The sequence below is a fragment of the Bacteroides sp. OF03-11BH genome, assembly GCF_003604005.1.
GTDB lineage: Bacteria > Bacteroidota > Bacteroidia > Bacteroidales > Bacteroidaceae > Bacteroides > Bacteroides ovatus.
Genome location: NZ_QTMW01000020.1, coordinates 99,590 through 125,134, shown reverse-complemented (window position 1 = coordinate 125,134; position 25,545 = coordinate 99,590). Strand labels below are relative to the sequence as shown.

At 42.6% G+C, this 25,545-nt stretch carries 12 protein-coding genes and 1 pseudogene; 11 read left to right on the top strand and 2 right to left on the bottom strand.

The window, feature by feature from the left end; genetic code table 11:
* Window positions 1–249 precede the first annotated feature (249 nt).
* Complete coding sequence (locus tag DXA54_RS15840; RefSeq protein ID WP_008649343.1) at window positions 250–1,776, top strand: sulfatase family protein; 1,527 nt, start codon at window positions 250–252, stop codon at window positions 1,774–1,776.
* Between the two features lie 188 nt (window positions 1,777–1,964).
* On the opposite strand, the gene DXA54_RS15835 is transcribed toward DXA54_RS15840, so the two are convergent.
* A complete protein-coding gene (locus DXA54_RS15835) occupies window positions 1,965–3,515 on the bottom strand; it encodes a sulfatase (RefSeq protein ID WP_008649345.1) in 1,551 nt (516 codons plus the stop codon).
* A 129-nt stretch (window positions 3,516–3,644) separates the two neighbouring features.
* On the bottom strand, window positions 3,645–5,459 hold the full coding sequence (locus DXA54_RS15830; RefSeq protein ID WP_120080010.1) for a glycoside hydrolase family 2 protein: 1,815 nt from the start codon (window positions 5,457–5,459) through the stop codon (window positions 3,645–3,647).
* A gap of 416 nt (window positions 5,460–5,875) precedes the next feature.
* Here DXA54_RS15830 and DXA54_RS15825 point away from each other — a divergent pair, with 416 nt between their 5' ends.
* The 10 genes and pseudogenes from DXA54_RS15825 (at window position 5,876) to DXA54_RS15780 (ending at window position 25,545) form a co-directional block, all read left to right on the top strand.
* On the top strand, window positions 5,876–7,432 hold the full coding sequence (locus DXA54_RS15825) for a DUF6377 domain-containing protein (RefSeq protein ID WP_232284355.1): 1,557 nt from the start codon (window positions 5,876–5,878) through the stop codon (window positions 7,430–7,432).
* A gap of 351 nt (window positions 7,433–7,783) precedes the next feature.
* Window positions 7,784–9,721, top strand: a complete 1,938-nt coding sequence (locus DXA54_RS15820; protein ID WP_371682955.1) for a glycosyl hydrolase 115 family protein — start codon at window positions 7,784–7,786, stop codon at window positions 9,719–9,721.
* 149 nt (window positions 9,722–9,870) lie between these two features.
* Complete coding sequence (locus tag DXA54_RS15815) at window positions 9,871–13,035, top strand: SusC/RagA family TonB-linked outer membrane protein (RefSeq protein WP_008649353.1); 3,165 nt, start codon at window positions 9,871–9,873, stop codon at window positions 13,033–13,035.
* A gap of 21 nt (window positions 13,036–13,056) precedes the next feature.
* A complete protein-coding gene (locus tag DXA54_RS15810) occupies window positions 13,057–14,955 on the top strand; it encodes a RagB/SusD family nutrient uptake outer membrane protein (RefSeq protein WP_008649355.1) in 1,899 nt (632 codons plus the stop codon).
* 24 nt (window positions 14,956–14,979) lie between these two features.
* Window positions 14,980–17,751 (top strand): SusC/RagA family TonB-linked outer membrane protein, encoded by a 2,772-nt coding sequence (locus tag DXA54_RS15805; RefSeq protein WP_032852725.1) that lies wholly within the window; start codon window positions 14,980–14,982, stop codon window positions 17,749–17,751.
* Between the two features lie 12 nt (window positions 17,752–17,763).
* Window positions 17,764–19,545 carry a RagB/SusD family nutrient uptake outer membrane protein gene (locus tag DXA54_RS15800; protein WP_032852758.1) on the top strand — a complete coding sequence of 594 codons (1,782 nt, stop codon included), beginning with the start codon at window positions 17,764–17,766 and terminating at the stop codon, window positions 19,543–19,545.
* Window positions 19,546–19,573: 28 nt separating this feature from the next.
* Window positions 19,574–20,494, top strand: coding sequence for a DUF1735 domain-containing protein (locus DXA54_RS15795; RefSeq protein ID WP_008649359.1), 921 nt, complete (start codon window positions 19,574–19,576; stop codon window positions 20,492–20,494).
* Window positions 20,495–20,514: 20 nt separating this feature from the next.
* Window positions 20,515–21,729: a glycoside hydrolase family 76 protein gene (locus DXA54_RS15790; RefSeq protein ID WP_008649361.1), complete on the top strand. Its 1,215-nt coding sequence runs from the start codon at window positions 20,515–20,517 to the stop codon at window positions 21,727–21,729.
* 27 nt (window positions 21,730–21,756) lie between these two features.
* Window positions 21,757–23,823: an alpha-glucuronidase family glycosyl hydrolase gene (locus DXA54_RS15785; protein ID WP_008649363.1), complete on the top strand. Its 2,067-nt coding sequence runs from the start codon at window positions 21,757–21,759 to the stop codon at window positions 23,821–23,823.
* A 198-nt stretch (window positions 23,824–24,021) separates the two neighbouring features.
* Window positions 24,022–25,545, top strand: a pseudogene (locus DXA54_RS15780) (sulfatase).

Here is a 25,545-nt window from a genome sequence, read left to right as displayed (position 1 = left end):
AAATTACAAACGAGAATATAGTAAAAAATATAATGCGTCTGCCCTGTATTGATAGAGCATCTCCATCGTTCCACTAGAGTGACGAGGGCTGTTCACTAGGGTGCATAGATTCGTTCACTGGAGTGAAAAGACTTGCCTACTGGAGTGGAACGATTGAGATGTCAGTCAGATAATCCGGGCATGTCGGTTGGAAAACATGAAGAGATAGGTTATATCATACATAAACTATAGCTTTAATACATTCAATATATGAATAAACTAATCACAATCTCCTCTGTACTTCTTACAGCTGCTGCTGTAAAAGCGCAAACACCCAATATCGTATTTATATTGGCGGATGATTTGGGTTATGGAGACATCTCGGCCTTTAATCCCGAATCTAAAATCCATACTCCTAACATTGACAAACTGGCCGAGCACGGGATTGCCTTTACGGATGCCCATGCTTCTTCCGCTTTATCCACTCCTTCCAGATATTCTCTTCTGACCGGAAGGTATCCGTGGCGAACCAAGCTGAAACGAGGTGGTCTTGATGGCGATTCGCCTGCAATGATTGATCCTGAACGTCGCACAATCGCGCAAATGTTTTCTGCAAATGGCTATAATACCGCTTGTATCGGTAAATGGCACTTAGGCTGGGACTGGGGATATACGAACAATGGCAGAAGTATGAAAGATATAGATTTCTCGCTTCCAATCAAGAACGGACCCGCCGACAGAGGATTTGATTACTACTTCGGCATACCCGCGTCATTGGATATTTCTCCCTATGTTTATGTAGAAAATAACAAAGCAACCTCTATCCCCGATCATGTGATAGAACCCCAGAAAAAGAATCTGGCATTATTGATGCACGGAGGAATGGCAGGAGCCGACTTCAAGCCGGAAGAATGTTTTCCCAACATCATTCGTCATAGCCTGAACTATATCAATGAGCAGAAAGACAGCAAGAAGCCGTTTTTCTTATATTTGCCTATTACAGCTCCCCACACCCCTATATTGCCTTCGAAAGAGTTTCAAGGTAAAACCAGTATCGGTCCTTATGGCGATTTCGTAGTCATGATAGACGACATGGTGCGCCAAATCGTAAAAACATTGAAGAAGAACAAGCAACTGGATAATACCATCATTGTCTTTGCTTCGGATAATGGGTGTGCCGGTTATATCGGCGTGAAAGATATGGAAAAGAAGGGACATTTTCCTAGTTACATCTATAGAGGCTACAAAAGCGATATTTACGAAGGCGGACACAGAATTCCCCTTATTGTCTCCTGGAAAGGAAAATATGGGAAAGAGACAAACAACTCTTTAGTCTCATTGATAGACTTTTATGCCACTTTTGCTCAAATGCTTAACCACAATTTGGAGACAGAAGAAGCTGTTGACAGCTACAGTATGTGGCCGATATTGAGTAAGAAAGGTGCTTCTGCGCGTAAAGACTTGGTGCACGAAGCGGGGGAGGGGTATTTGTCTTTGCGTACTTCCCAACTGAAATTGGTGTTCTATGGAGGTTCGGGTGGCTTTTCCTATCCTGTCAAACCCTCCGATGTAGAAAAATTCCCTCCGATGCAATTGTTTGATATCGTGAAAGATCCTTCGGAAAAAGAAAACATTATCGGTGATAAGCGTTACGAAAATGAGGTGAAAGAGATGAAACGGACTATGAAGCAATATGTAGAGAATGGTCGTTCTACTCCTGGTGAGAAAGTTTCGAATGATACGAAGAATAGTTGGAATCAGGTAAAGATCTTCATGCAGGAAGGAGAGGGAAGGTAGTGTGTTGCATACTCTTATAACTTTTATTTAGGCACGGATTACACGGAATTACACGGTTTTAGTTTAGTGGAACCGTGTTAATCCGTGTAATCCGTGCCTAAATAATATCGATTTAATAGATGGTCTTACTTTTGATGCACCATTCTCCTTCAATCGGTATATAAATTGATGTTTCTATATAAGTTTGTTCAAAATAAAGGCTCTGGAAACGTACGCATTGCTCCACTCAAACGCGGATAAGTTTCCCATATATCGTCTTGAGTAGGATCGTCCAAATAGCGTGTATCTTTGGTCTTTTTAAGTAATTTGTCCATTTCTTTACGGAGGTTATTTAGCTTTTCGGTGTATTTGCCATTGCCAATTAAATTATGAAGACAACCGGGGTCGGAAGATACATTATATAATTCTTCATAAGGTCTTTTTCCTGCTGCTTTCAGAAAATAAGGGTATATTTCTCTGTCATCTCTGTTGGCGACTATGAAATCCCACGCCGGACATTGGTCTATGTCGTGATAAGCACTATGCATTGCTCCTGTTTTCCCGTTCTTGTCAATGGCGCAAGGGTCACCGGCAGGCCATCTCTCCGGACGGAAGTTTCTGATATAAAGAAAATCCTTTGTTCTTAATGCGCGTGTCGGGTAACCTAAATTATGGTAACGTGCAGAAGCATGACGTTCTCTTCCGGCAAAAACCATCGTTCTTCCTGTGTCTTTTTTCTTTTTCTGAAGATAGGGTAGTAGGCTGATACCTGCCATTTGCTCTTTATTCTGTATGCCGACTGCGTCAAGTATGGTTGGGGCTAAGTCAACGCCGCTTACAAATTCATTACTAATTCCTCCTTCTTTTATTTTGCCTGTCCAGCAGATAGCCATCGGAACATGGATGCCATATTCAAAACAGGTTGCTTTAGCTGCCGGAAAAGGCATTCCGTTGTCTGCCATGACAATAATTAGCGTATTTTCCAACTCATCCTTTTCTTTCAAAATGTCAAGGATGCGTGATAATTGGCTGTCATACCATTCAATTTCTGTTCCATAGTCTAATAAATCTCCTTTTATAGCTTCTTTGTCGGGAAGGAAAGGAGGAACTTCCGCATCGGTCAGCTCTCTGTTTGCTTTTTTCCAGCTATCTTTTTCATAAGGACGATGCGGTTCACGTGAACCGACCCAGAAATAAAAGGGCTGTTTTTCCTTGCGGGCGTCAAGAAACTCTTTGAAGTTTTGGTAATAATCGGTATTGGACACTCCTTTGAAAGGAGGCTGAATGTGCCTTTTATTGTATTCCGGACCTGCCGGATTGTGTTTCCGTCCCGATATTTTCCAGTCACCGGGTCCCCATCCTTTACCTGTGCAGCCAACGTGATAACCTGCTTCCGCCAAAATATCAGGGAAGCATTTGTATTGGGTCGGGAAGGAGGAGGCGTGGGTGCCTGCTTCTGCTATTTGCCAGGGATAGAGTCCGGTTAAGATAGAAGCTCGCGAAGGACTGCTTCCCGGAGAAGTGACAAAAGCGTTGTTGAATAACCAGCCGTTGCGGGCTACAAAATCAAAGGCCGGTGTTTTAGCTATGGGTGATCCGTAGGCCGATGCGTGTGGGTAAGACTGGTCGTCGGAAATGACAAATAGTATGTTGGGCCTGTTGGTTTCGGCTGCATTGAGTGACGGAATTACTAAGGGACCGACTAAGGTGGATAAGAAGATATGCTTGCTGTTCATAAAAACCTCCTTTAAATGAAACATGGCTCTCTGACTGATGGATGGGAGAGCTTTCTTATTATAAATGAAAATACAGCACCTCGAATTTAAAATTCAAAGGTGCTGTCCTGATATTCAACAAGGAAAAGAGTATTTATTTAAATTTGCTATTTCCTATTTATTCAGAGAGTTACAGATTTGTTGGTTGATTTCTCTGACTTTAGCTTCATTCATCTTGATCACTTTACGGTCATAAGTCATCAGACCGTTGATCTCACCTTCTACGTCTGTTGTCTGGGTATATACGGCAGCAGAGAATCCTTTCTGGATCAATTCCAACAGATGTTTGCCATATTTAATGTATTCGTTCGTTACTTCGTCTGATGTATTGAACTTCACATAACCCCAGTTTTTCTTGTCATTCACCCAAGTATTTCCTTCTACTACCAAGCCGATACCTCCATATTCACCCAATACGGTAGCACGTCTCGGATCGTAAAGGAACATGTTCGGGCCCGGATAGTGGTGAAGATCGAGAATATCGCCACAAGTATAGTGATTACCACCACTGGCAGGATTCACCAGGCGGCTAGGATCGTATTCTTTAGTCCATGCTACGATTTCCGGAGTCTTGAATTGTCCCCATGCTTCATTGAAAGGAACCCATACGGCGATACTCGGATAAGAATACAGACAGTCGATAATTTCTTTCCACTCTTTGCGGTAGTTAGCTTCGGAAGCGGCAGAACGAATCACTTCTCTGCCGTTAAAGTAGTTGCGTGCCTGCCACTGTGGGCTAGGACCACCGTTCGGCATATCCTGCCATACGATCAATCCTAATTGGTCGCAATGAGTGTACCAGCGTGCAGGTTCTACTTTGACGTGCTTGCGTACCATGTTGTAGCCGAAGTCTTTCGTCTTCTTCAAGTCATAAACCAATGCTTCGTCTGTCGGTGCGGTATATAAACCATCAGGCCACCATCCCTGGTCGAGCGGACCGAACTGGAAGTAGTCTTTGTTGTTCAATTGCAGGCGAGTGATGCCATTTTGACCTTTGCGGATAGAATATTTACGCATAGCGGTATAACTCTTTACCTGGTCTATTGCTTTTCCGTCTTTATATAGAGTCACTTCCATATTGTAGAGGAAAGGAGAGTCCGGAGACCACAGTTTGGCATTGGCAGGCATTGCCAGTTCAACAGGTACTCCGTTCAACGCTGCGCCTTTGGCTACAAGGTTCTTGCCATCGAATACTTTTACTTCCACTTTGTCTGCGGAAGTCGTATTGGCAGCAACTTCTACCTTCACAGAATGATTGTCAATATCGGGAGTAGTTTTCAGATTAGTGATGTATTGTGTTGCCACCGGTTCCAACCACACTGTTTGCCAGATACCTGTAACCGGAGTGTACCAAATGCCATGAGGATTTCCTATTTGTTTTCCTCTGGGTTGTTCGCCACGATCTGAAGGGTCCCATACTTTTACTACCAAGTCATTATTCCCTTTATTAAGTACAGAAGTAATATCGAAATAGAAAGGAGTAAATCCGCCTGTGTGTTCACCTACCTTTACGTCATTCACCCAAACCTCTGCTTTCCAGTCTACTGCTCCGAAGTGCAATAGGATTTGTTTACCACGCCAGGCAGAAGGAACGTCGAAAGTGCGTTGGTACCATAGTTCTTCTTTCTCGTTTATCATTTTGCCTACGCCCGATAAAGACGATTCTACGGCAAAAGGAACAAGAATATCACCTTGGTAAGCGGCAGGTGCAGGAGTACCTTTGGGAGTGATTGCATATTTCCAAAGCCCGTTCAGGTTTTTCCAGTCGTTGCGTTCCATGATAGGACGCGGATATTCCGGCAATACGTTTTTAGGGTCAAGCTGTTCTCCCCACGATGTTTTGATTTTGTCACCGGCAGGTTTCCATTGAGCAAAAGTCGAACCGCATAAAGCCAATGCAAGCAGCATTGTTAGAAAATTCTTTTTCATGTTCATGGTATAAAAATATAGTTAGTTATTAGATATAAATTCTATTAAAAGGATATTGCAAAGAAAGGGGAATTAAAAGAGAATAAAGGAAAATTACCGTTCAAAAAACAATAAATTCTCTTCTTTTTGACCAAATAAAGAGCTTTTTTGCTAATAAAATGGACTATTGACTAATTTTTATTCTTTATTGGACCGTTAGTTTCATGCGATATTGGAAATAATGTACACCTTTGTAATGTAATATCAGGATACAAAAATATAATAGTCTTAAAAGTTTCTTTTATATGAGATTTTATATATTTTTGTATGACCGATGATCGTTAATCTATTCTTATTTGATATTTATGCAGGAACATAGACAAAAATACGTTTGGGACTTTTGGATAATATTCTTTATTATTATTTCTATATTTTATATGGGTTGTACAAGTGGAAATCCAATTCAATATAGAGAGGAAGTTGCTAAACAAATGTCACTCGCTTTGCAACAGAAAGATGTGTATAATCAAATGAAATTGAATGATATAGATTCTATCCGGAACTTCTTGAATACTAATTCGAACAGGATGACATGTGAAGAAAAGTTTCAGGTCAATGTAGATTTGTATAATGAATTTAAGTTATATTCTTTTGATTCGGCCTTTCATTATGCTACCCAGTTGTGTAGGATAGCTAATGATATAGACAGCTCCGCATATAGAGTAGATGCCAGAACCCGATTGGGATATATTTTAGCGCGAGGAGGCTTTTTTAAAGAAGCTATCGATTCGCTTTCCTCTATTCGAATTGATAAAGAAGTACTGCCTGCAAAGGTCTTGTCAGACTATTATATTAGCTTTGGACGTGTTTACCACGATTTGGCAGATTATACTAAGGATAATGTGTTTTCATCCAAGTATAACCAAATAGGGAATGAACTTTTGATGGAAAGTTTGCCTTATCTTTCCGATTCGTCGACAATCTATTATGTAAGAGGAAAAGTAGCCCTGAAAGAAGATAAGTTAGCTAAATCCAAACAACTTTATCAACGAGCTTTGGAACTATGTGATACTACTGATACGGAAACGCTTTCTGTTCTTTTGTCCACGATGGCGTATGTCAACCGTAAACTGGAACTGAATGATGAGGCTATTTACTATTATGTGAAGGCGGCTGTAAACGATATCCGTAGTGCCACAAAAGAGTCAGTGTCTATGAGAGGACTGGCAACTATGCTATACTACTATAAAAATGATGTGAATCTTGCTTCCGAATATATAAATGAGGCTTTTGAAGACGCAACTTTTTATGGAACGCGTCATAGGATTAACGTTATCGGAACATTATTCCCTGTTTTTGTTGGGGAAAAACTGGGTATAGAGCAGGTTAAACGGCAGACTTTTCAAGATAGTTTTATTTTAAGTTCTGTTTTTGCGGTTGTATTAATAATAGCTATCATTTACATTTTGATGCAGATGAAGCATCTGCGACGTTCTCGCCAATTATTGGAAAAGTTGAATTTGAAATTGTCAGAAGCAAACCGGATTAAGAACTCTTATATAGGACATTATCTGGATGCTACTTTTAAACTGGTCAACCAGCTTGATAATTTTGTATTAGTAGGACAGCAAAAACTGGATAGCAAACAGTATGATTCTCTTTCCTCGATGATTCATAATCTGAATTCGGATTTTAACAGGAAAAGTGCATTTGCCGATTTTGACCGGACATTTTTGTCTCTGTTCCCGACATTCGTCGAGAGCTTCAATTCATTGCTTCAACCAGATGATAAGTTTGTTCTGGAAAATAAAGGTGCATTAAATTCTACCTTGCGTATTTTTGCCTTGATCCGGTTGGGAATTACAGAATCTGAACAGATTTCGGAGATTTTGGGGTATTCTGTGAATACAGTTTATAATTATAGAGTTCGCACTCGAAATAAAGCAGTTGATCCTGCAAATTTTGAAAAAGATGTCAGAAAAATAGGTCTTTAGGGTTATATAAGGATGTGCGAATCCCTATATTTTTACCCTTGTTGTGGGACGATAAATGATTGATTAATAGTGCTATGTGGGTTGTAAAACCTTATATTTTTATTATACAGCGGGTGTAACCTTATACTTTTCGGTATGTAATTTCTAATTTTGCCTATGCTTCGACTAACGAAGAATGTAAATGGCTTAAATCAACAAAGAACCGTGAAAAGTATGAAGAACTACAGCAGATTATTCTTATTACATCTAATTGCTTTATTTTGGGTTTCCATCCCGTCTCTGGCAATAGATACAAATTCCTCTTTAAAGCTGCAGAAAGGAAATTTCAAGATTCTACTATCCAAGAACGAAATGGAGCCAGTAAAATTGGCAGCAAAAACTTTATGCAAAGATTTTGAGAAGGTGATGCATTATAAACCTGAAATCTTTCAGAATACTGATGATACACAGCAAATCGATATTGTTATTATAAATGAGGCGGTGGATAACCCTTTGTTTCAGTCACGATTTATCCGTCCTTTGGATGGTTTTGAATCTCACAGGGTATATTGTAGCCCGGAAGAAAAGCGCATTTATCTTCATGGAAAGGATATGCGTGGAGCTATTTATGCCATTTATACTTTTAGCGAGTTATTTTTAGGAGTGCCGCCCTTATGGTATTTTTGCTCGTGGGAACCACAGTATAAGAAACATGTAGAGATAAAATCAAGCTTTGACTATTTTAAGAAGTCACCACAGGTCAGGTATCGCGCATGGTTTCCTAATGATACAGATTTGTTCAAACCTTGGAGGCGGTTGTCAAAAGAGAATGATGAGCTGTGGCTTGAAACGATGCTTCGGTTAAAACTGAATACGGTAGAATTAGAGGCAACGGTTACTTATCCTGATTATAAACTGAATAGTCAGGCTGCTTTATTACGCAAATATGGACTTGTACTAACTTCTCACCATCATGTTGCTTGCAACAATAATTTAATGAATTGGGCAGGATATTGGCGAAAAGTACGTGGCGTCGAACCACCGGAGCTACTTTTGTCGAATGAGAAAGCTTTGATTGAGTTTTGGCAATATAGTATAGAGACGGTATGTCGCAACAAACAGGAAAACTTGTGGCAGATTGCTTTTCGTGGTGTAAATGACCAACCTTTTTGGGCTGCATTCTCTGATGCGCCGAAAGATGATAAGGAACGTGCAGATATTATTAACCGTATGATCCGTATACAGCTGGCTATGATAAAAAAAGCAACCGGTGAAGAGGATCCTTTCGTGCGAATGACCTTTTATGATGAGCTTTCTGATTTGTTGGCTAAAGGTTATTTACAACCTCCAACTGGTAAAAATATGCTCTGGACTTTTGTTGCAGGACGGAGAGATCATTATCCTTATGATGATTTGGTCTCATTCGATATGACGAAACAAGTGAAACTAGGTTATTATATGAATCTCCAATTTACTTCAACCGGCGCCCATCTGGCTCCTGCAGAAGGCCCTTGGAAAATGGAAGCCAATTATCGTTATGTGAATACCCGCGGTCCGCTAACTTTTTCGGTGGTTAATGCCGGTAATTTAAGGGAGTTTGTGATGGAAATGTCCGCTAATGCTCGTATGATGTGGGATATGCAAGCATATAATACAGATTCTTTCTTGATTGATTTTTGTTCTCAATATTTTGGACAAAAATATGCTGAAGAAGTAGCCAAGCTTTATCACGACTATTACTATGCTTATTGGCAGCAGAAACCGTCTGAATTTCCGGGAATGGAACGTCAGTTTATATTCCAGGATTTGCGTTATTCCCGTGTTTTCGATCAGATAGGTAAACGATTTAGCGATTTTTCTCCGAATCCGCTCTATGACATAGGATTCGAACGGGTTCCCGGACGTTCATTCCGCATTGATGGCAATAACCAAGTTGATTCATTGATTGCAGGTATGAAAAAGACAGCTGTGCGTTTTGAGGAAGTTTCTCAACGTTGTGAGAATCTTTTGAAACGTTTGCCAAAGCAAGACCAACGTTTTTTTAGGGATAATTTGGCTGCTCCTTGTCATTATATGGCAGCATTGAGCCGTTCATTATATCATTTTGTCTTTGCTTATAAAGAAAAAGAAAGTAGTAAGCGCGCAGAAAACCTGGATATTGCTATCCGGCGATTGGAAGAGGCGCGTGATGCACTATATGATACCCAAGAAGGAGTGTTCTCAACTTGGTATGCCGGCGACTCGGCAGATGGTAAATTTAATATTCCAGCCAAGCTTAAACTATTAAGAGAACTGCGTAACAAAATATAATAAGGCAAATCTGTATCATATTCTTTCTCTCCTTGGGAAAGAATATGATGAGGTCATTGATTGAATGATATATTTTAATAGGCGAAAGGCGTAATATATTAAAATGCTAATTCGCTTCATAATAAATTTGTTAATTAAATAGAATCACTATGAGACATCAAAGCATGAAACTAAAGTGGATGTGCCTGCTTTTTCTGTCCCTGTTGCTTTCTCCTCCTTTGCTTTGGGGACAAAATCACAGCATCAAAGGGCAAATAGTAGACGCAAAAAGTAATGAGCCTTTGATCGGTGTGAATATCACCGTTGAGGGAACTTCGAATGGAACCATTTCCGATGTGGATGGTCATTTTACATTAACGGCGACTCCCGATGCTGTGCTAAAGATTTCTTATATCGGATATAGGGAGATACTTTTAAAGGTAGCTGACTTGAAAAAGGATGCTATTATCTCTCTGGAAGAGGATAGTAAGCAATTGGAGGAAGTTGTAGTGGTGGGTTATGGAGTGCAGAAGAAAGTCACCAGCGTAGGTTCCATCACGCAAACCGGTGGTAACGAACTGATGAAAGGTGGTAGTGTAAACTCGGTATCCGAAGCGCTGCAAGGAAAGCTTAATGGAGTGGTAGCCATCAATTCGTCGGGCATGCCGGGCGACAATGAGGTTAAAATGTATATTCGTGGGAAAAGTACTTGGGACAATACCGATCCGTTGGTGTTAGTGGATGGCATCGAGCGTAACATGAATGATGTTGACATGAACGAAATCGAAAGTATCTCCGTATTGAAAGATGCTTCGGCAACAGCTGTTTATGGTGTTCGTGGTGGTAATGGCGTTATCCTTATCACAACCAAGAGAGGTACTGATACGGCTCCGGTCATCAACTTTTCTGCCAATTACACTTTTAAATCACCGACCACAAGCATGAAGCTTGCTGATCACGTTACTGCCATGCAGGCCTATAACATGGCAATGGCCAACGATGCCAGTTGGGACAAGTTGATACCACAATCTACCATTGATGCATGGAGCAGAGCCTATGCAGAAGGCAACTATGGAGCTTACAACGATGTGTTTCCCTATGTTAACTGGTGGGATGAATTGATAACGGGCGGATTTACTCAAAACTATAATATCAACATACGTGGTGGAACCGACTACATGAAATATTTTGCTTCGGCGGGTTATCAGGGTGATGGAGATATTTACGACCTGAAAAAGAATGACGACTTTGATCCGCGGCATACCTACAAACGGTACAATTGGCGGTCGAACTTCGACTTCAACTTCACCAAATCTACCAAACTATCCATTAACATAGCCGGTAGCATGGGTTATCGCAACAAGTCGATTGATAACGACAGTCCCTTTAATCGTATTCTGACCGAATCCACCAGCGACCATCCGATTATGTATTCTGATGGCAATTGGGGTGATGATGAAGAAAAGAATCCGGTGGCCAACATGAATCTGGGAGGTGCCAAACTTCGTAAAACATTTCAGGGGTGGTATGATGCATCTTTGGAGCAGAAACTGGATTTCATCACCAAAGGATTGAAAGTGGCTGCAAAAGTATCTTATTCGTCTTCGTCGACTACCAATACCGATGTTTATCGGGGAGGAGGCTCTGCCGATCAAGCCTTAAAATCCATTGTCCGGTATCACCGAGTCTATGATTATGCCAATCCGGTGGTCAATACCGATGGGACCATCACCTATCCGATGATAGAAGATAAAAGGCTTCCGACTTCCGAATCGGTGCCTCTGCCTCCCGGTGTGACTATGTGGGACGGATTGGATGCCTATACGCGTCGTTTCTATTATGAATTTTCTGTTGCTTATAATCGATCTTTCAACGATCACAATGTAAGTGCGCTTGCTTTGGTCAACCGTAAAATCTATGACGAAAGGTACACGGAGAACAATACCCAATACATGCGTTTCCCTAACTACAATGAAGACTGGGTGGGGCGTGTCACCTACAACTGGAAAGAACGTTACCTTACGGAAATGAACATCTCGTATACCGGTTCCGAGAAGTTTGCCCGTGGAGAACGGTTTGGCTTGTTCCCTTCGTTCTCCTTGGGATGGCGTCTTTCGGAAGAACCGTTTATCAAGAAAAGCATAGGCAAGGTACTTACAAATGCCAAGTTCCGTTATTCGTGGGGTAAGGTAGGTTCCGATGCAGGTGCCAAGAGGTGGAACTATATACAGCAGTTTACTTCGGACGGCAACATCACGTTGGGTACAGATGCCTCCGGACAGATTTGGGGGCCTTTGTATCATGAAGGAGATGTAGCCAACCTCAATTCCACGTGGGAGAAATCAACGAAACAAAATCTGGGTATTGAGATTGGATTGTGGAACAAGCTTGACATCACGCTCGATCTTTTCGACGAGAAACGTAAAGACATCCTGATGGAACCTCAAACTACTTCTTTCATTACGGGAGCCAAGTTCAATGCATTAAACATTGGTTCCACCAAGAACCATGGATTTGAGTTAGAACTGCATTACAACGATAAAATAGGTTCCGATTTCCGTTATCATGTAGGTTTCACATTGGCCTCGAGCGAGAATAGGGTAGTATTTCGCGATGACCCTGTCAACGGTCCCGACCATTTGAAAGAGGCGGGAAAACCTATCGGGCATCAAAACCGCTATTTGGCAGTGGGTAATTATGAAACTATCGATGATGTATTTAATAATGCGCAGACCGGTTCCATCAATTCGGTAGCTCCCGGTCAGGTGGTGCCTGGCGACTTTATCTACATTGACTTCGACTCCAATGGAATTCTCAATGGTCAGGACAAAGTGGCAGTAGACGAGCTCAACTATCCGTTACACACGTATGGCTTGAATCTGGGCTTTGATTGGAAAGGGTTGAGTTTCAGTGCTATGTTTTATGCGCCTACCGGTGTTTATAAATTGGTAAATTCTGTTTATTCCGCTTCGTTTAAATCCGGGAAAATTAATGCGCAGCCTGATGTGATGAATGCGTGGACACCAGAAACAGCCAATACTAGCGGTGTGAGAGCACCCGCTTTGCACCTGACAAATGACGGTGCTTTTAATGGAACCGAAAGTACTTACCGCTATCAAAACTTCTCGTACTTGAGACTGAAAACCATGGAATTAGGATACAATCTGCCCAAGAAGTGGTTGAAAACGGTAGGGTTGAAGAGTTTGCAAGTTTACGTCACCGGAAACAATCTGCTCACTTGGTGGGGCGGTGACGACCGTATTGACCCCGAGGGCGAACAAGCCAAATATCCTATCTTACGTTCGTTTACTTCGGGCGTGCGAGTTTCATTTTAATCTATTAAAACGATGAATTCAATGAAGAAAACATATAAATACGCAGTGGTTGGACTACTCTTCCTGTTTTTGGCAGGTTGCGAAGACTTTCTGGATAAGCGCGAAGACTCCGGTGGGCTGACGGAAGAGGCTGTATATAGCAGTTATGAGTCCATCCGTGGATTTTTGGATCAAGTATATCCAAATTTGGAAGCTTACAACACATTTGAAGGTGCAGATGATGGGAAGAATCAACGCACGTATGTAGGTGTAATGGCGGATGAAATGTCTGCGACATACAATAAAACCGTTTTTGCCAAGTTCTTTTCCGGGGCATGGTTGACTACCGATAAGGCGGCCAATGTGACAGAGATCGGAAATGGCAACAATACTCCCATTGGTAAGGCACTTCCTTCCATACGCATAGTGAATCGGGTCATTGCTAATATTGATAAAGTACCATTGACGGGAGAACAACGTAATGAAATTCTGGGACAGGCTTATTTTTATCGTGCTTGGTTCTATTTCAACGTCATCAAACGCTATGGAGGTATGCCGATTCTGGATAAAGTATTTGCCGGTGGTGACGACGATATTCCCCGTGTCACCTATCATGAAAGTAGTGCATGGATGATAGGCGATATAGATCAAGCCATTTCCATGCTACCTGACACTTGGCCCGATAACCAGTATGGCCGTCCTACTAAATTAGCAGCTCTGGCATTCAAAGAGATGGCTTTGCTTTATGACGCCAGTCCATTGATGCAGAACGACCTGAACTCTGTTCAAATAAAAAGCTATGATCAGGAACGTGCAAAGGCGGCTGCAAAGGCTGCATGGGCAGCTATCACCTATATGAAGCAGAATGAAGCGAAAACAGGTGTACGACTGGCAACTGCCGATGAGTATATGAACCTGTTTTGGTTTCCCGATACGGAACTCAAGCGTGTAGAGACTATCTGGTGGCGACGCAGAATACCCAGTAATAGCGATCGTTCCAAGACCGCACGTGCTTTTTGGCTTTATGCTGATATGACGGGAGGAACCGGCTCGGAATCATTCGCTATTTCTTGTCCTACACTGAATGCGGTAAATATGTACGAGCGCAAAGGAGCAGATGGTATTTATTATCCGATTAATGATACCCGGTCGGGTTACAAATTCGACCCGGAACATGCTTTCATTGATCGTGATCCTCGTTTCTACAACAACATTCTTATTCCTGGTGATACTTGGGGGACCTATGCAAGTGGCAAGCCCTATTACATTCGTTTGTGGAGAGGTTGCACAGCCTACAATAACTATGGAAGTTCGAAACATACCAACGGACGACAATTATCAGGATTTATGTGCCGGAAGTTTTTATGGCCGGAAGCAAACTATCGCCATGATCAAACGTTAGGAACAACCAACCCGTTCTTGCAAAAGATTGCTCAAACTGTCTTTATCCGTGCTACGCAACTTTACCTTGATTTTGCCGAAGCCTCTTTTGAAGCTACCGGAAGTGCGACCGCTAAAGTAGAAGACTGTGGTATGACGGCAGAAGAAGCCCTTAATACTATTCGCAATCGTATCGGTGTGACGGATATTCCTTCCGACATCGTGTCTGATCCCGAAAAGTTCCGCGAAGCCTATCGTCGGGAACGGGGAGTAGAACTGATGTTTGAGAACCACCGTTGGTGGGATGTTCGTCGTTGGATGATCATGCACACACTGTTTAACGAACCTTATCCGATAAAGGGAGTTTACTTCGATCCTGTAGGCAGTTATGAAGATTCAGCTGACGGCAAGTCTGGTACACGTCCGGCAAGTTTTACTTATACGGTGTTTGACATGGAGAAGGAAATTCGCGGATTCTCGAATATGCGCAACTATTGGTATCCGTTGCCGCAACACGATGTGGATGCACTTCACAATTTGCAGCAGAATCCCGGTTGGTAATAACACTTTAATATTTTGATATTTATGAGAAATAGTTATAATAGATTCTTAAAAGGATTGTTCGCAGCCATCTTCTTTCTGGGGATAACATCTGTTGCGAATGCCCAAAAAGAACAGCCGGATTCGGTAAGTGCCGTGAGCCGGGTCAATATGGATCACCTGAAGAAGTATCCTACCTTGCAACTGTCGAATGCGTTGCAAGGACAGGCTGCCGGACTGATAGCGATCCCTAATGTGGGAGGTATCGGTTATGATAACTCTACTTTCTATGTGCGAGGTCTGCACAACAATGGAACGAGCGAAGCTATCGTGATTATTGATGGTATCAAACGTCCGATTGACGACATCCTGCCCGAAGAAATCGAATCTATACAGATTTTAAAGGATGCCACTGCTAAAATTATGTATGGAGAGCAGGCTACGAATGGAGTGATACTCGTTCGTACTAAACGGGGAAAGGCCAACGAACGCGTGATTCGTGTAGGATTGGAATACGGCATACAACCGGTTACCCGTATGCCGGAATTTCTTGATTCCTACAACTATGCTACGCTGTTCAATGAAGCTTGTGTAAACGATGGTATACAGCCTTTTTATTCGGCAACTGATCTTGAAGGTTATAAGAATTCGAAGGGGGTGAATGATTTGCGTTATCCTAATGTCGATTATTACAAAGAATTTCTACGTGACGCAAGTACATTCCGCAAGGCTACGATCGAATTGAACGGAGGTACAGAGAAAGCGACTTATGCCGTGACAGTAGGCTATACCGGCAGTTCAGGTTTGGAAAAAGTCAGTGATCGTTCGAATTTGAATCGTATCAACGCGCGAGGTAATTTGGATTTGCGCATTACCGACTTTCTGACTGCTTCGGCTGATGTAGCAGGACGGATTGAGAAGAAAGATTGGGGGGCTGTGGATGGAGCCACGCTGTTTAGTGAAATCTCTACCCTTCGTCCCAACGAATATCCTTTCATGATTGCTCCGGAAGATATTAATGGTCGCGATGGAGTCACCACCGACGAATCGTCTTTGATATTCGGAACCAGTGTCCGCAAGACCAACAACCTGTATATGGATATGGCTTATGGAGGTAACACTTCGGAACGTTATGTGAATAGTCAGACCAATTTAGGATTGAAGTTTGACCTGAAATCATTGACTGAAGGTCTGACGGCAAATGCTTATATGACATTTGATAATTATAGTTACTTGCGTCAACAGTTACGTAATGCTTATCCTACTTATTCTATCGAACGCTACCTTGATGACGAAGGGGAGGAAGTGCTTCGATTCACGGAACGTAAGAAGTTGAATTTACCCAAAAAGCAATCTATCTCATCCAATGATACATATCGTAACTTCGGATGGCGTGCTAACGTAAACTATGAGCATTCATTCGATTTGCACGATGTATTGGCAGAAGCCGCTTTCCGTTATACTACTGAAGAGAAAACCGGTAATACACAAGATGTGAAAAATGGTACTTTTACCTTTCGCGGTAATTACGCTTACAATAAGCGTTATTTTGTGGAAGGCGTTCTTTCAGCTATGGGGTCGAACCGCTTTAGCGGCAGTAACCGCTACTTCTTTGCTTATGCCATTGGGGGGGCATGGATGATTTCTAAGGAAGACTTCATGAAAGATGTAAAGGCTGTTAACTCGTTAAAGTTGAAGATTAATTACGGACATTTGGGATATGCCGGCAATACGGGGCATTTCCTTTATCGTACCAACTGGAAGAATGGTGATAAATTCGAACACAAACCTAGTACCGGAGGTCCAACTACCGATTTGGTGCGTTATGGCAATCCGGACTTGAAATGGGAATATTCCAACGAATTGAATATAGGCGTAGAGGGAACCTTCTTCAACAACCGCCTCTCGGCTGACGTGAACTATTTCCGTGAAATGCGTAAGAATATCATAGGAAAGAACACCGTTAAATATGCTGCTGTAGTGGGAGACTTTATTCCTGCCGAAAACATCGGTGAAGTAATGAACCAAGGCATAGATGCGCAAGTAAGGTGGCAAGATAAAATAGGTGAGATTCATTACAATGTGGGGGTGAACCTTACTTTTACCAAAAACAAATTGCGTAAGAGCGATGAATTAGATAACATCGAAGACTATCGTAAGAGCGTGGGACGTTCCACCAGTACAATTTTTGGTTTGCAGGCAGAAGGATTGTTTGGTAAAGACGTGCAGTTGGCTGGGCATCCGTTGCAAAGCTATGGTGCCTATCAGGCGGGTGATATCGCTTATGCCGATTTGAATGGTGACAATATGATTAATGATAATGACGTAACCGATTTGGGACAAAGCTTCCCCACTACCACGATGGGTATTGATCTTTCGTTGAATTACAAAGGTTTTGGCCTTTACATACTGGGTACAGCTACGACAGGCGTCACGAATATACTTTCCAGTTCGTACTATTGGAACAACGGACTGGATGGATATTCCGTATTGGCGCTCGACCGTTATCATCCGGTAAACAATCCTACCGGGACCCAGCCCAGACTGACTACCACCTCCGGAGCAAACAACTCCCGCAATTCCTCTTTCTGGTCGGAAAACGGGTCGTTCTTCCGTCTGAAGAATGTGGAGTTGAGCTATACGCTTGCCAATAAAACGGGCAAGTTTATAGGAAAAGATTTCAAATTCTTTGTGAGGGGAACCGATTTGTTTGTACTTTCGGGCATCAAAGACTTAGACCCCGAACGTATGTTGTCCGGCTTGACCAACTATCCGACTTACCGAACCATTACGGGCGGAATATCCATTAACTTCTAAATGAAAGAAATGATGAAAAGATTTAGATACATAATAGTCCTTGCATGGATTACAGGCATCGTAAGTGCCTGCACCGATCTCGATACCAAGATGAACAATCAATGGTCGGTGGATGATACATGGACCAACGCTGAAAAGGCACAAGGTGTGCTGCTCTCGGTTTATCAGGATGTTTTGACCGCCCCTGATGCATGGGACGGCAACTTCCTGGATGCGGCAACAGACAATGCCATGACACGTGTTTACGACTCTAATGTTTATCGTGCCGGACAGGGCGGCTTTAGCCGTACAAACAATCCCTTGGGAAATTGGAGTGCTTGTTATGATCAACTGCAACGTATTCATACTTTCCTCGACAATGGACTTACGGATGAAATACGCTATAGCATTTCTAGCGACGAAATTGATCAGGCTTACAAAAAACGTTTGCGTGGAGAAGCTATTTTTCTTAGAGCATGGTGCAGTTTCAATCTGTTGAGAATGTATGGTGGAAAGACCGATAACGGACAAGTGTTGGGCTATCCTATCGTAACACATTATATTACTCCGGAAGAAGCGGCGCATCCGGAAAGTTTTTCGCGCGATAGTTATGAAGATTGCGTTAAGCAAATTTGTTACGATTGTGACGAAGCAATGGCGTTACTTCCGTTGACTTATTCCGGAGGGGATGCTATATTGGGCGACCAAGCATTTGGTCGTGCTTCGGGATTATCTGCCGCAGCACTGAAAGTACGAACACTGCTCTATGCGGCCAGCCCTGCTTATCAGCCAGATAACATAGTACGATTGAACGGCATGGGCGATTATACGGTGGTGGACGAAACGGCTTACCAAGCCAAATGGGAACGTGTGGCTAATTATGCCGATGAAGTGTTGGCGATGAGTGGAATGAAAAACTACTCGGCATTAGTTCCGAAGGACCTGTACGATGGAGGGGATGCCCAATCGGCCGAATTCCTTTTTCGTACATTTGTAGGACGTAATCATGGTCTGGAGCAACGGCATTATCCGCCGTTCTATTTCGGGAACGCGCAGACTACGCCTTCGCAGAACTTGGCTGATGCTTTTCCGGCAAAGAATGGATTTCCCATAACCGATTCGCGATCGTTGTATGACGAAACCGATCCTTATGATTGCCAGCGTGACAACCGCTTCAATGTGAATCTTTACTATCAAGGACGTCAGTTTGGGACCAACAGTTCGTATATTGATGTTACTCCGGGGGGAAAAGACTCCGGATACATGAACGTGAATGCTACCCGTACGGGGTATTACCTGGCAAAGTTTATGAATACGGTTGCCGACTTTTTGAAACCTCTTGAAGAACAGGATTCCCGTCACTATAATCCGATGTTGCGCAAAGCAGAGGTATGGTTCAATTTCGCCGAAGCATCCAATGAAGCTTTCGGACCGAAAGTTGTGGGACCCGGATGCACCAAGTCTGCCTACGACGTGATAAAAACTATTCGGGAGAAGTCAGGTGGAATTACCGATGTGACTTATTTGGACGAGATGGCTGCCTCGAAAGAAACATTCCGTACATTGATACAAAATGAACGTCGAATTGAATTTGCGTTTGAAAATCAACGCTTTTGGGACTTGCGGCGTTGGTTGTTACCTCTCAATGAACCTATTTATGGAATGCAGGTTACTCGTGACGGTTCAGGCGATGAGGCATTCAAGGTGGTGAAGGTAGAAGATCGCCCATTAAACGATGTTCGCTATTATTACATGCCATTACCCTATTTAGAGGTACAGAAAAATCCGAATCTTATCAATAATAAAGGATGGTGATTGTGTTTAACTATAATAAGAAGAAAGTATGAAATCTGCAAAACTTTTACTGTCCGCACTCCTGCTGTTAGTTGGGATTACGGCGTGTTATGACGACTATACCCACGATTACGAAGGAGCTGATATGGGCTTTGCTGTAGCAAAACCGCTGCGAACTGTGATTAGCGACCGTGATATGAACATTTATGTCGGAGTGGCTATTGGTGGGAAACGTGAAATAGACATGAATGATTGGGCGAAATTTACCATTGACCCCTCCTTGCTTGAAGGAACGGGGAAAACGTTGCTTCCCGCCAACTATTATACACTGGCGGATCCGGAATATTTCCGGGTGCGTAAATCGAACTCTCCGGTAGCCGATGTAAGCATTAGTTTTACCGATGCTTTCTATAGCGATCCGCTATGTCTGACGGATCATTACGCACTCCCTTTCCGAATGACGGAAAACTCGATGAACGCTTTGAGAGAAGGAGCCGAAACATGTGTCGCTGTTATTAAATATATCAGTACTTACGCTGGCACTTATTACCGCATGGGAAGTGTAACTGAAGTGGATGCCGGAGGAAATCCTGTCGGCGAACCTGTAAGTTATGGTAATACCAAAGATATTATCAAATGTAGTACTACCACTTTTAAGACTACGGCTCCGAGTGTAGTGGTGTGTCCGGGTGTAGGCAATAAGTTGGAAGCAGTAGGTAGTTTGACATTGGCGATGGATGCCAACAAGAATGTGACAGTGGAAGGAGTGAGCGGCAAAGCGGCAATCACCAATGCAACGGGTACCTATCAGGCTGAAGGAGACTACGATTATGTGGCGAAGACTGGTACGCGTGCTCCGCAGTTCGATCTGGAATATACGTATGAGAACGGTGGCAAGTTTTACCATGTGGTAGAGAAACTTGTGTTGCGTCAAGATCCGCTTTATGATTTGCGCGTAGAGACTTGGTAACCATAAAAAAATGAGTAAAGATGAAAAAAATACTATTAATGCTGCTGTTGTGTACTCCTTTATTATATATGGGGTGCAAAGCAGAACCTGAATGGGTAAACTTGATAGCACAACAGGAACAGGAAAAAGGGCAAGAGGAGAAACGGGAAGAGGCAGACTCTGAATTCAAGTGGGCTAACCTTGCCGACAGTTGTACAACGGTGCTGATAAACCAGTTCATGAACAAACCGAAAGGCACTTTCTGGGCATCACCTGCAAATGAGAGCAATAACTCCGGCAATATCTATTGGCAGCAAGCGCATGCCATGGATGTAGTGATCTATTCGTACCAACGTATTAAAGATAAAAATCCGAATTTGGCTGATACGTATGAAAACTATTTTAAGTTATGGTATGCTAATAAAGCCAATAATTATGATAAAGGTGACACAAAATATGGAACTACTGGATTCGGTAATCGTTTCACGGATGACATGTGTTGGATTAGCCTTACCTTGATACGTTTGTCGGAGGCTACTGGAGACGATACATATATCAATATGGCTAAAACTCTTTATGATACTCAAATTATCACCCGCGCATGGGAAGACGAGAAAGGGAAAGGGCTTCCGTGGAAAGAGTTAAGTGTTGATAAAACTAGAAACGCTTGTACGAATGCTCCGGGTTGTCTGGTAGCGGCAAAGCTCTATCTGAAGTTTAAAGATGCGAAATATCTGGCAGATGCGAAAACACTCTGTGCTTATGTTAATGCCAATATTCTGAAAAGTGACTATCGGGTGGGAGAACCTCCTCTGACTTATACACAGGGAACATTCGGCGAAGCTTGCCGACAGCTATACCACATCACACAGGAACAGTCATACATGGCAATTGCGGAACAGGTAATAAGTTATGCCTTTACTAGTACTCGCTGTACTAACAAAGGATTTCTGCGCGACGAAGGGACAGATATGAACCAAAGCATTTTCAAAGCAGTGTTAATTCCCTATGCCGTGAATCTCGTTTTGGATGATGCGGCATCGGGTACTGTTAGAAATACGCTGACGCTCAAATTGCAAGACAACGCGGAAGCTTTGCGAAAAAACATGGACAGAACACAATGGCCTGCCATGTATTGCAATTATTATTGGGGAAGTTCATTCAACTCGGCTAATATAGCTTCTATGGGAGCGCAGGCAAGCGGTGCTTCTTTAATGGAAGGAGTGGCTCGATTGGAGGCTGCTCAAGCAAAATAAAGTTTTAATACGATAAAATAGAAACTCATGAATCACTGTTTTCGTTGTTTTAGCATCGTTCTGCTCTTCTTTTTGAGCTGTATGAGCTATCTTTTTGGTCAGGAACAGACGTTATCCACTGTAGATACAGGGTATGAACTTTGGATGAATTATAAACCTCTTCCCGAATCTGGCTTAAAACAATCTGCCATTCGGTATGGTAGTCACATTACTCTGCCCGGAAGCCGGTACGATGAAGTCATAAGAGAAGAACTGGAGCGTGCTTTGAAGGCGTTACTGACAGTTACACCAATATTTGTTCAGGATAATGCGGTGGGAATTCAAATGAGTTTTTGTAAAGATAAAGGGCTGGGAGAAGAAGGATATATCATCCGCAGTGGTAAAAAGAGGATAACACTTCAAGCCTATTCCGATGCAGGATTTCTTTATGGTACGTTCCACTTGATTCGATTGATACAATGTGGATATCCGCTTGAACAGTTAAATCTCAAAGAAATTCCTGCATTGGAATTCCGTATGATCAATCATTGGGTAGGTCTGGGTGGAACAGTAGAACGCGGCTATGCTGGAAAAGGATTGTGGGCATGGGACGATTTGCCAAAGAAAATCGAACCTCGATATACCGATTACGCCCGTGCGGAAGCATCCATCGGCATTAACGCCGTGATTCTGAATAATGTTAATGCCGATCCGCGCATCTTAGGACATGACTATTTAGAGAAGGTTGCTGCGTTAGCTGATATCTTCCGCAAGTATCACATCAAGGTGTATCTTGCACCCAACTTTGCTGCTCCCGTAAAACCTTCTACGACCAAAGACGCGGGGAAACAATGGGGAGGTGTCGGAATTGGACATCTGGATACAGCCGATCCTCTCAATCCCGAAGTGCAAAAGTGGTGGACGGATAAGGTCAACGAAATTTACAGTCTGATACCTGACTTTGGAGGTTTCCTTGTAAAAGCCAACTCTGAAGGCATGGCAGGTCCGCAAGATTATCATCGTAGCCATGTGGATGGCGCCAATATGTTAGCCCGTGCACTCAAACCTCATGGAGGCATTGTGCTTTGGCGCACCTTTGTCTACAATCCCGAGATTGATAAGGATAGAATGAAACGTTCTTATAAGGAGTTTCAGCCTTTGGACGGACAATTTGACGAAAACGTAGTGTTGCAAACCAAAAACGGAACACTTGATTTTCAGCCCAGCGAACCGGCACAGCCGTTGTTCGGAGCCATGCGTCATACTCCTTTATTCCCCGAACTTCAAATTACGCAAGAGTACTTGGGACGCTCTGTTAGCTTGGTTTATTTGTTGCCGATGTGGAGGCAAACCTTCCTCGACTTCGATACATATTGTAACGGAAAAGGGAGTACTGTGTCGAACATTATCACCGGCAAGACATTTTCATCACGTATGCTTGGTATGGCAGGAGTAGGCAATATCGGTCGTTCGCGCAATTGGACTGCTCATCACTTTGCCCAAGCCAACTGGTATGCTTTCGGGCGTCTGGCATGGAATCCGGAAGAATCGACTGAAAGTATTACATCCGATTGGATAAAGTCTACATGGAATTGTGACGAAGCAACGCTGGAGGTCATCCGGCAAATGATGATGCCCACATGGGAAAGTTTTGTCTGTGCCCATGCCCCTTACAGTCTGGGATTTACTGTAAAGCGGGAAGATCATTATACGGCGGGGTTCGAACAGCGTGCAAACAAAGAGTGGCATGTGAGCAAAGAGTCTATCGGCACTGATCGTACCACAAAAGGTACGAACTATGTGTCTCAATACTTTAAATACAACAAGGATATATTCAACAGTTTGTCACAATGTCCCGAACTTTACTTGCTTTGTTTTCACAACGTGCCGTGGTCGTACAAGATGAAGTCTGGCAAGTCATTGCGTGAAGAGTTCAAATCCAATTTGAAACGAGGCATTGAACAGGTTGATGTGAACATCGGGCTATGGAAATCTATCCAGAACAAGATTGACCCGGTTAGATATGAAGAAGTATTGCAGAGCCTATATAAAGAGCAAAGAGATACAAAGGCCTTTTATCAGGCAGCTTTGAATTTCTTTAGCCAATATTGGTAATTGCTTTGTGCATAACTATTGATCGTGGTCAATAGGCTCATCGTGTGTTTGTAACTGGACTATTTGTCATTTTTTGTCCTTTATTGAACAGCTATTTTCGTAGTTTGTCAAATGAATTGTCGAACTTTGGGCGTGAACGATTAAAGAATTTATTATATGAATACAAAAGTTTTAGTTTCAATCTCTGCGATTTCCAGTATGGTTAATGTTATTCCAATGCTGGCACAAACACCCAAACCCAATGTTGTTATCATCATGACTGACCAACAGCGAGCTGATTTGTGTGGTCGCGAAGGTTTTCCGATGGCTGTCACTCCTTTTGTCGATTCACTGGCATTGAGTAATGTCTGGTTTGATAAGGCGTATACGGTAGCTCCTGCTAGTATGCCTGCGCGTTGTTCCATGTTTACAGGACGTTATCCGACTGCTACGCATGTCCGTACGAACCACAACACTCCCGATATGTATTATAAGAAAGATATGCTCGAAGTGTTTAAAGAACAAGGATATAAGACGGCATTACTGGGAAAGAACCATGCGCATGTGAAAGGGAAAGATTTTGATTATTGTGAGGAATATTTTCATTGGGGAAAGAATTAGCGTGATACGCAGGAAGATAAGGACTTTGCATTTTTTCTGAATAATAAAGCGAGAGGTCAATATTTGGAAGCCACCCCTTTCCCGGCAGAAGCGCAGAATCCGGTGAAAATGGTTACCAAAGCTTTGGCTTGGGCGGAGCAGCAAAAAGATTCCGCATTCTTTATGTGGGTTTCAATGCCTGAACCGCATAATCCATATCAGATATCAGAGCCTTATTTCTCAATGTTTTCTCCAGAAAAGATACCGGCAACTTTGACTAGCCGGAACGATTTATCTAAAAAAGGAAATAAGTATGAGATTTTGGCGGAATTGGAAGATACAGCCTGCCCGAACCTGGCAAAAGATCTTCCTCGTTTGCGTGGAAATTATTTAGGAATGCTTCGTCTGATTGATGACCAGACCAAACGTCTGATTGAAGGATTCAAAGCAGCCGGGCTTTATGAAAATACTATTTTTGTAATCCTGTCAGACCATGGGGATTATTGTGGGGAGTATGGCTTGATTCGTAAAGGTGCAGGAGTGCCTGAATGTTTGACCCGTATTCCGATGATTTGGGCAGGATATAACATTCATCCGCAAAAATCTCCTATGGATGCACATGTTTCTATTGCTGATGTATTTCCTACTATTTGTACAGCAATTGGTGCAGATATACCTCTTGGAGTGCAAGGACGCAGTTTATGGCCGATGTTGACGGGTAAATCGTACCCCAAGAAAGAATTTTCGAGTGTAATTGTACAACAGGGATTCGGTGGTGAAGATTTCACCCGGGATGAACCGTTGACATTTGCTAAAGAGGGGGCTTTGCAACCCAATAAAATAGCTCACTTTGACGAACTGAATACCTGGACACAAAGCGGAACTGAACGTATGGTTCGCAAAGATGACTGGAAACTAGTACTCGACAATTATGGTCGTGGTGAACTGTATAACTTGAAAGCCGATCCTTCCGAGATTAATAATCTTTATAATAAAAAGAAATATGCCTCCAAACAAATGGAATTGCTGGAAGAATTGACGACTTGGGAACTGCGTGTACAAGACCCATTGCCGGTGCCAAGAAATCGTTATCATTTTAAGCGGAATCCATATAACTATCATTTTGAAGATAAAAAGAAATAG

Bases quoted from the DNA above. Each gene is read 5' to 3' on its own strand.
- DXA54_RS15795 (WP_008649359.1), top strand. From the start codon at position 19,574: ATGAAATCTGCAAAACTTTTACTGTCCGCACTCCTGCTGTTAGTTGGG.
- DXA54_RS15835 (WP_008649345.1), bottom strand. From the start codon at position 3,515: ATGTTTCATTTAAAGGAGGTTTTTATGAACAGCAAGCATATCTTCTTA.
- DXA54_RS15785 (WP_008649363.1), top strand. From the start codon at position 21,757: ATGAATCACTGTTTTCGTTGTTTTAGCATCGTTCTGCTCTTCTTTTTG.
- DXA54_RS15810 (WP_008649355.1), top strand. From the start codon at position 13,057: ATGAAGAAAACATATAAATACGCAGTGGTTGGACTACTCTTCCTGTTT.
- DXA54_RS15790 (WP_008649361.1), top strand. From the start codon at position 20,515: ATGAAAAAAATACTATTAATGCTGCTGTTGTGTACTCCTTTATTATAT.
- DXA54_RS15825 (WP_232284355.1), top strand. From the start codon at position 5,876: ATGGGTTGTACAAGTGGAAATCCAATTCAATATAGAGAGGAAGTTGCT.
- DXA54_RS15830 (WP_120080010.1), bottom strand. From the start codon at position 5,459: ATGAAAAAGAATTTTCTAACAATGCTGCTTGCATTGGCTTTATGCGGT.
- DXA54_RS15820 (WP_371682955.1), top strand. From the start codon at position 7,784: ATGGAGCCAGTAAAATTGGCAGCAAAAACTTTATGCAAAGATTTTGAG.
- DXA54_RS15805 (WP_032852725.1), top strand. From the start codon at position 14,980: ATGAGAAATAGTTATAATAGATTCTTAAAAGGATTGTTCGCAGCCATC.
- DXA54_RS15800 (WP_032852758.1), top strand. From the start codon at position 17,764: ATGAAAAGATTTAGATACATAATAGTCCTTGCATGGATTACAGGCATC.
- DXA54_RS15840 (WP_008649343.1), top strand. From the start codon at position 250: ATGAATAAACTAATCACAATCTCCTCTGTACTTCTTACAGCTGCTGCT.
- DXA54_RS15815 (WP_008649353.1), top strand. From the start codon at position 9,871: ATGAGACATCAAAGCATGAAACTAAAGTGGATGTGCCTGCTTTTTCTG.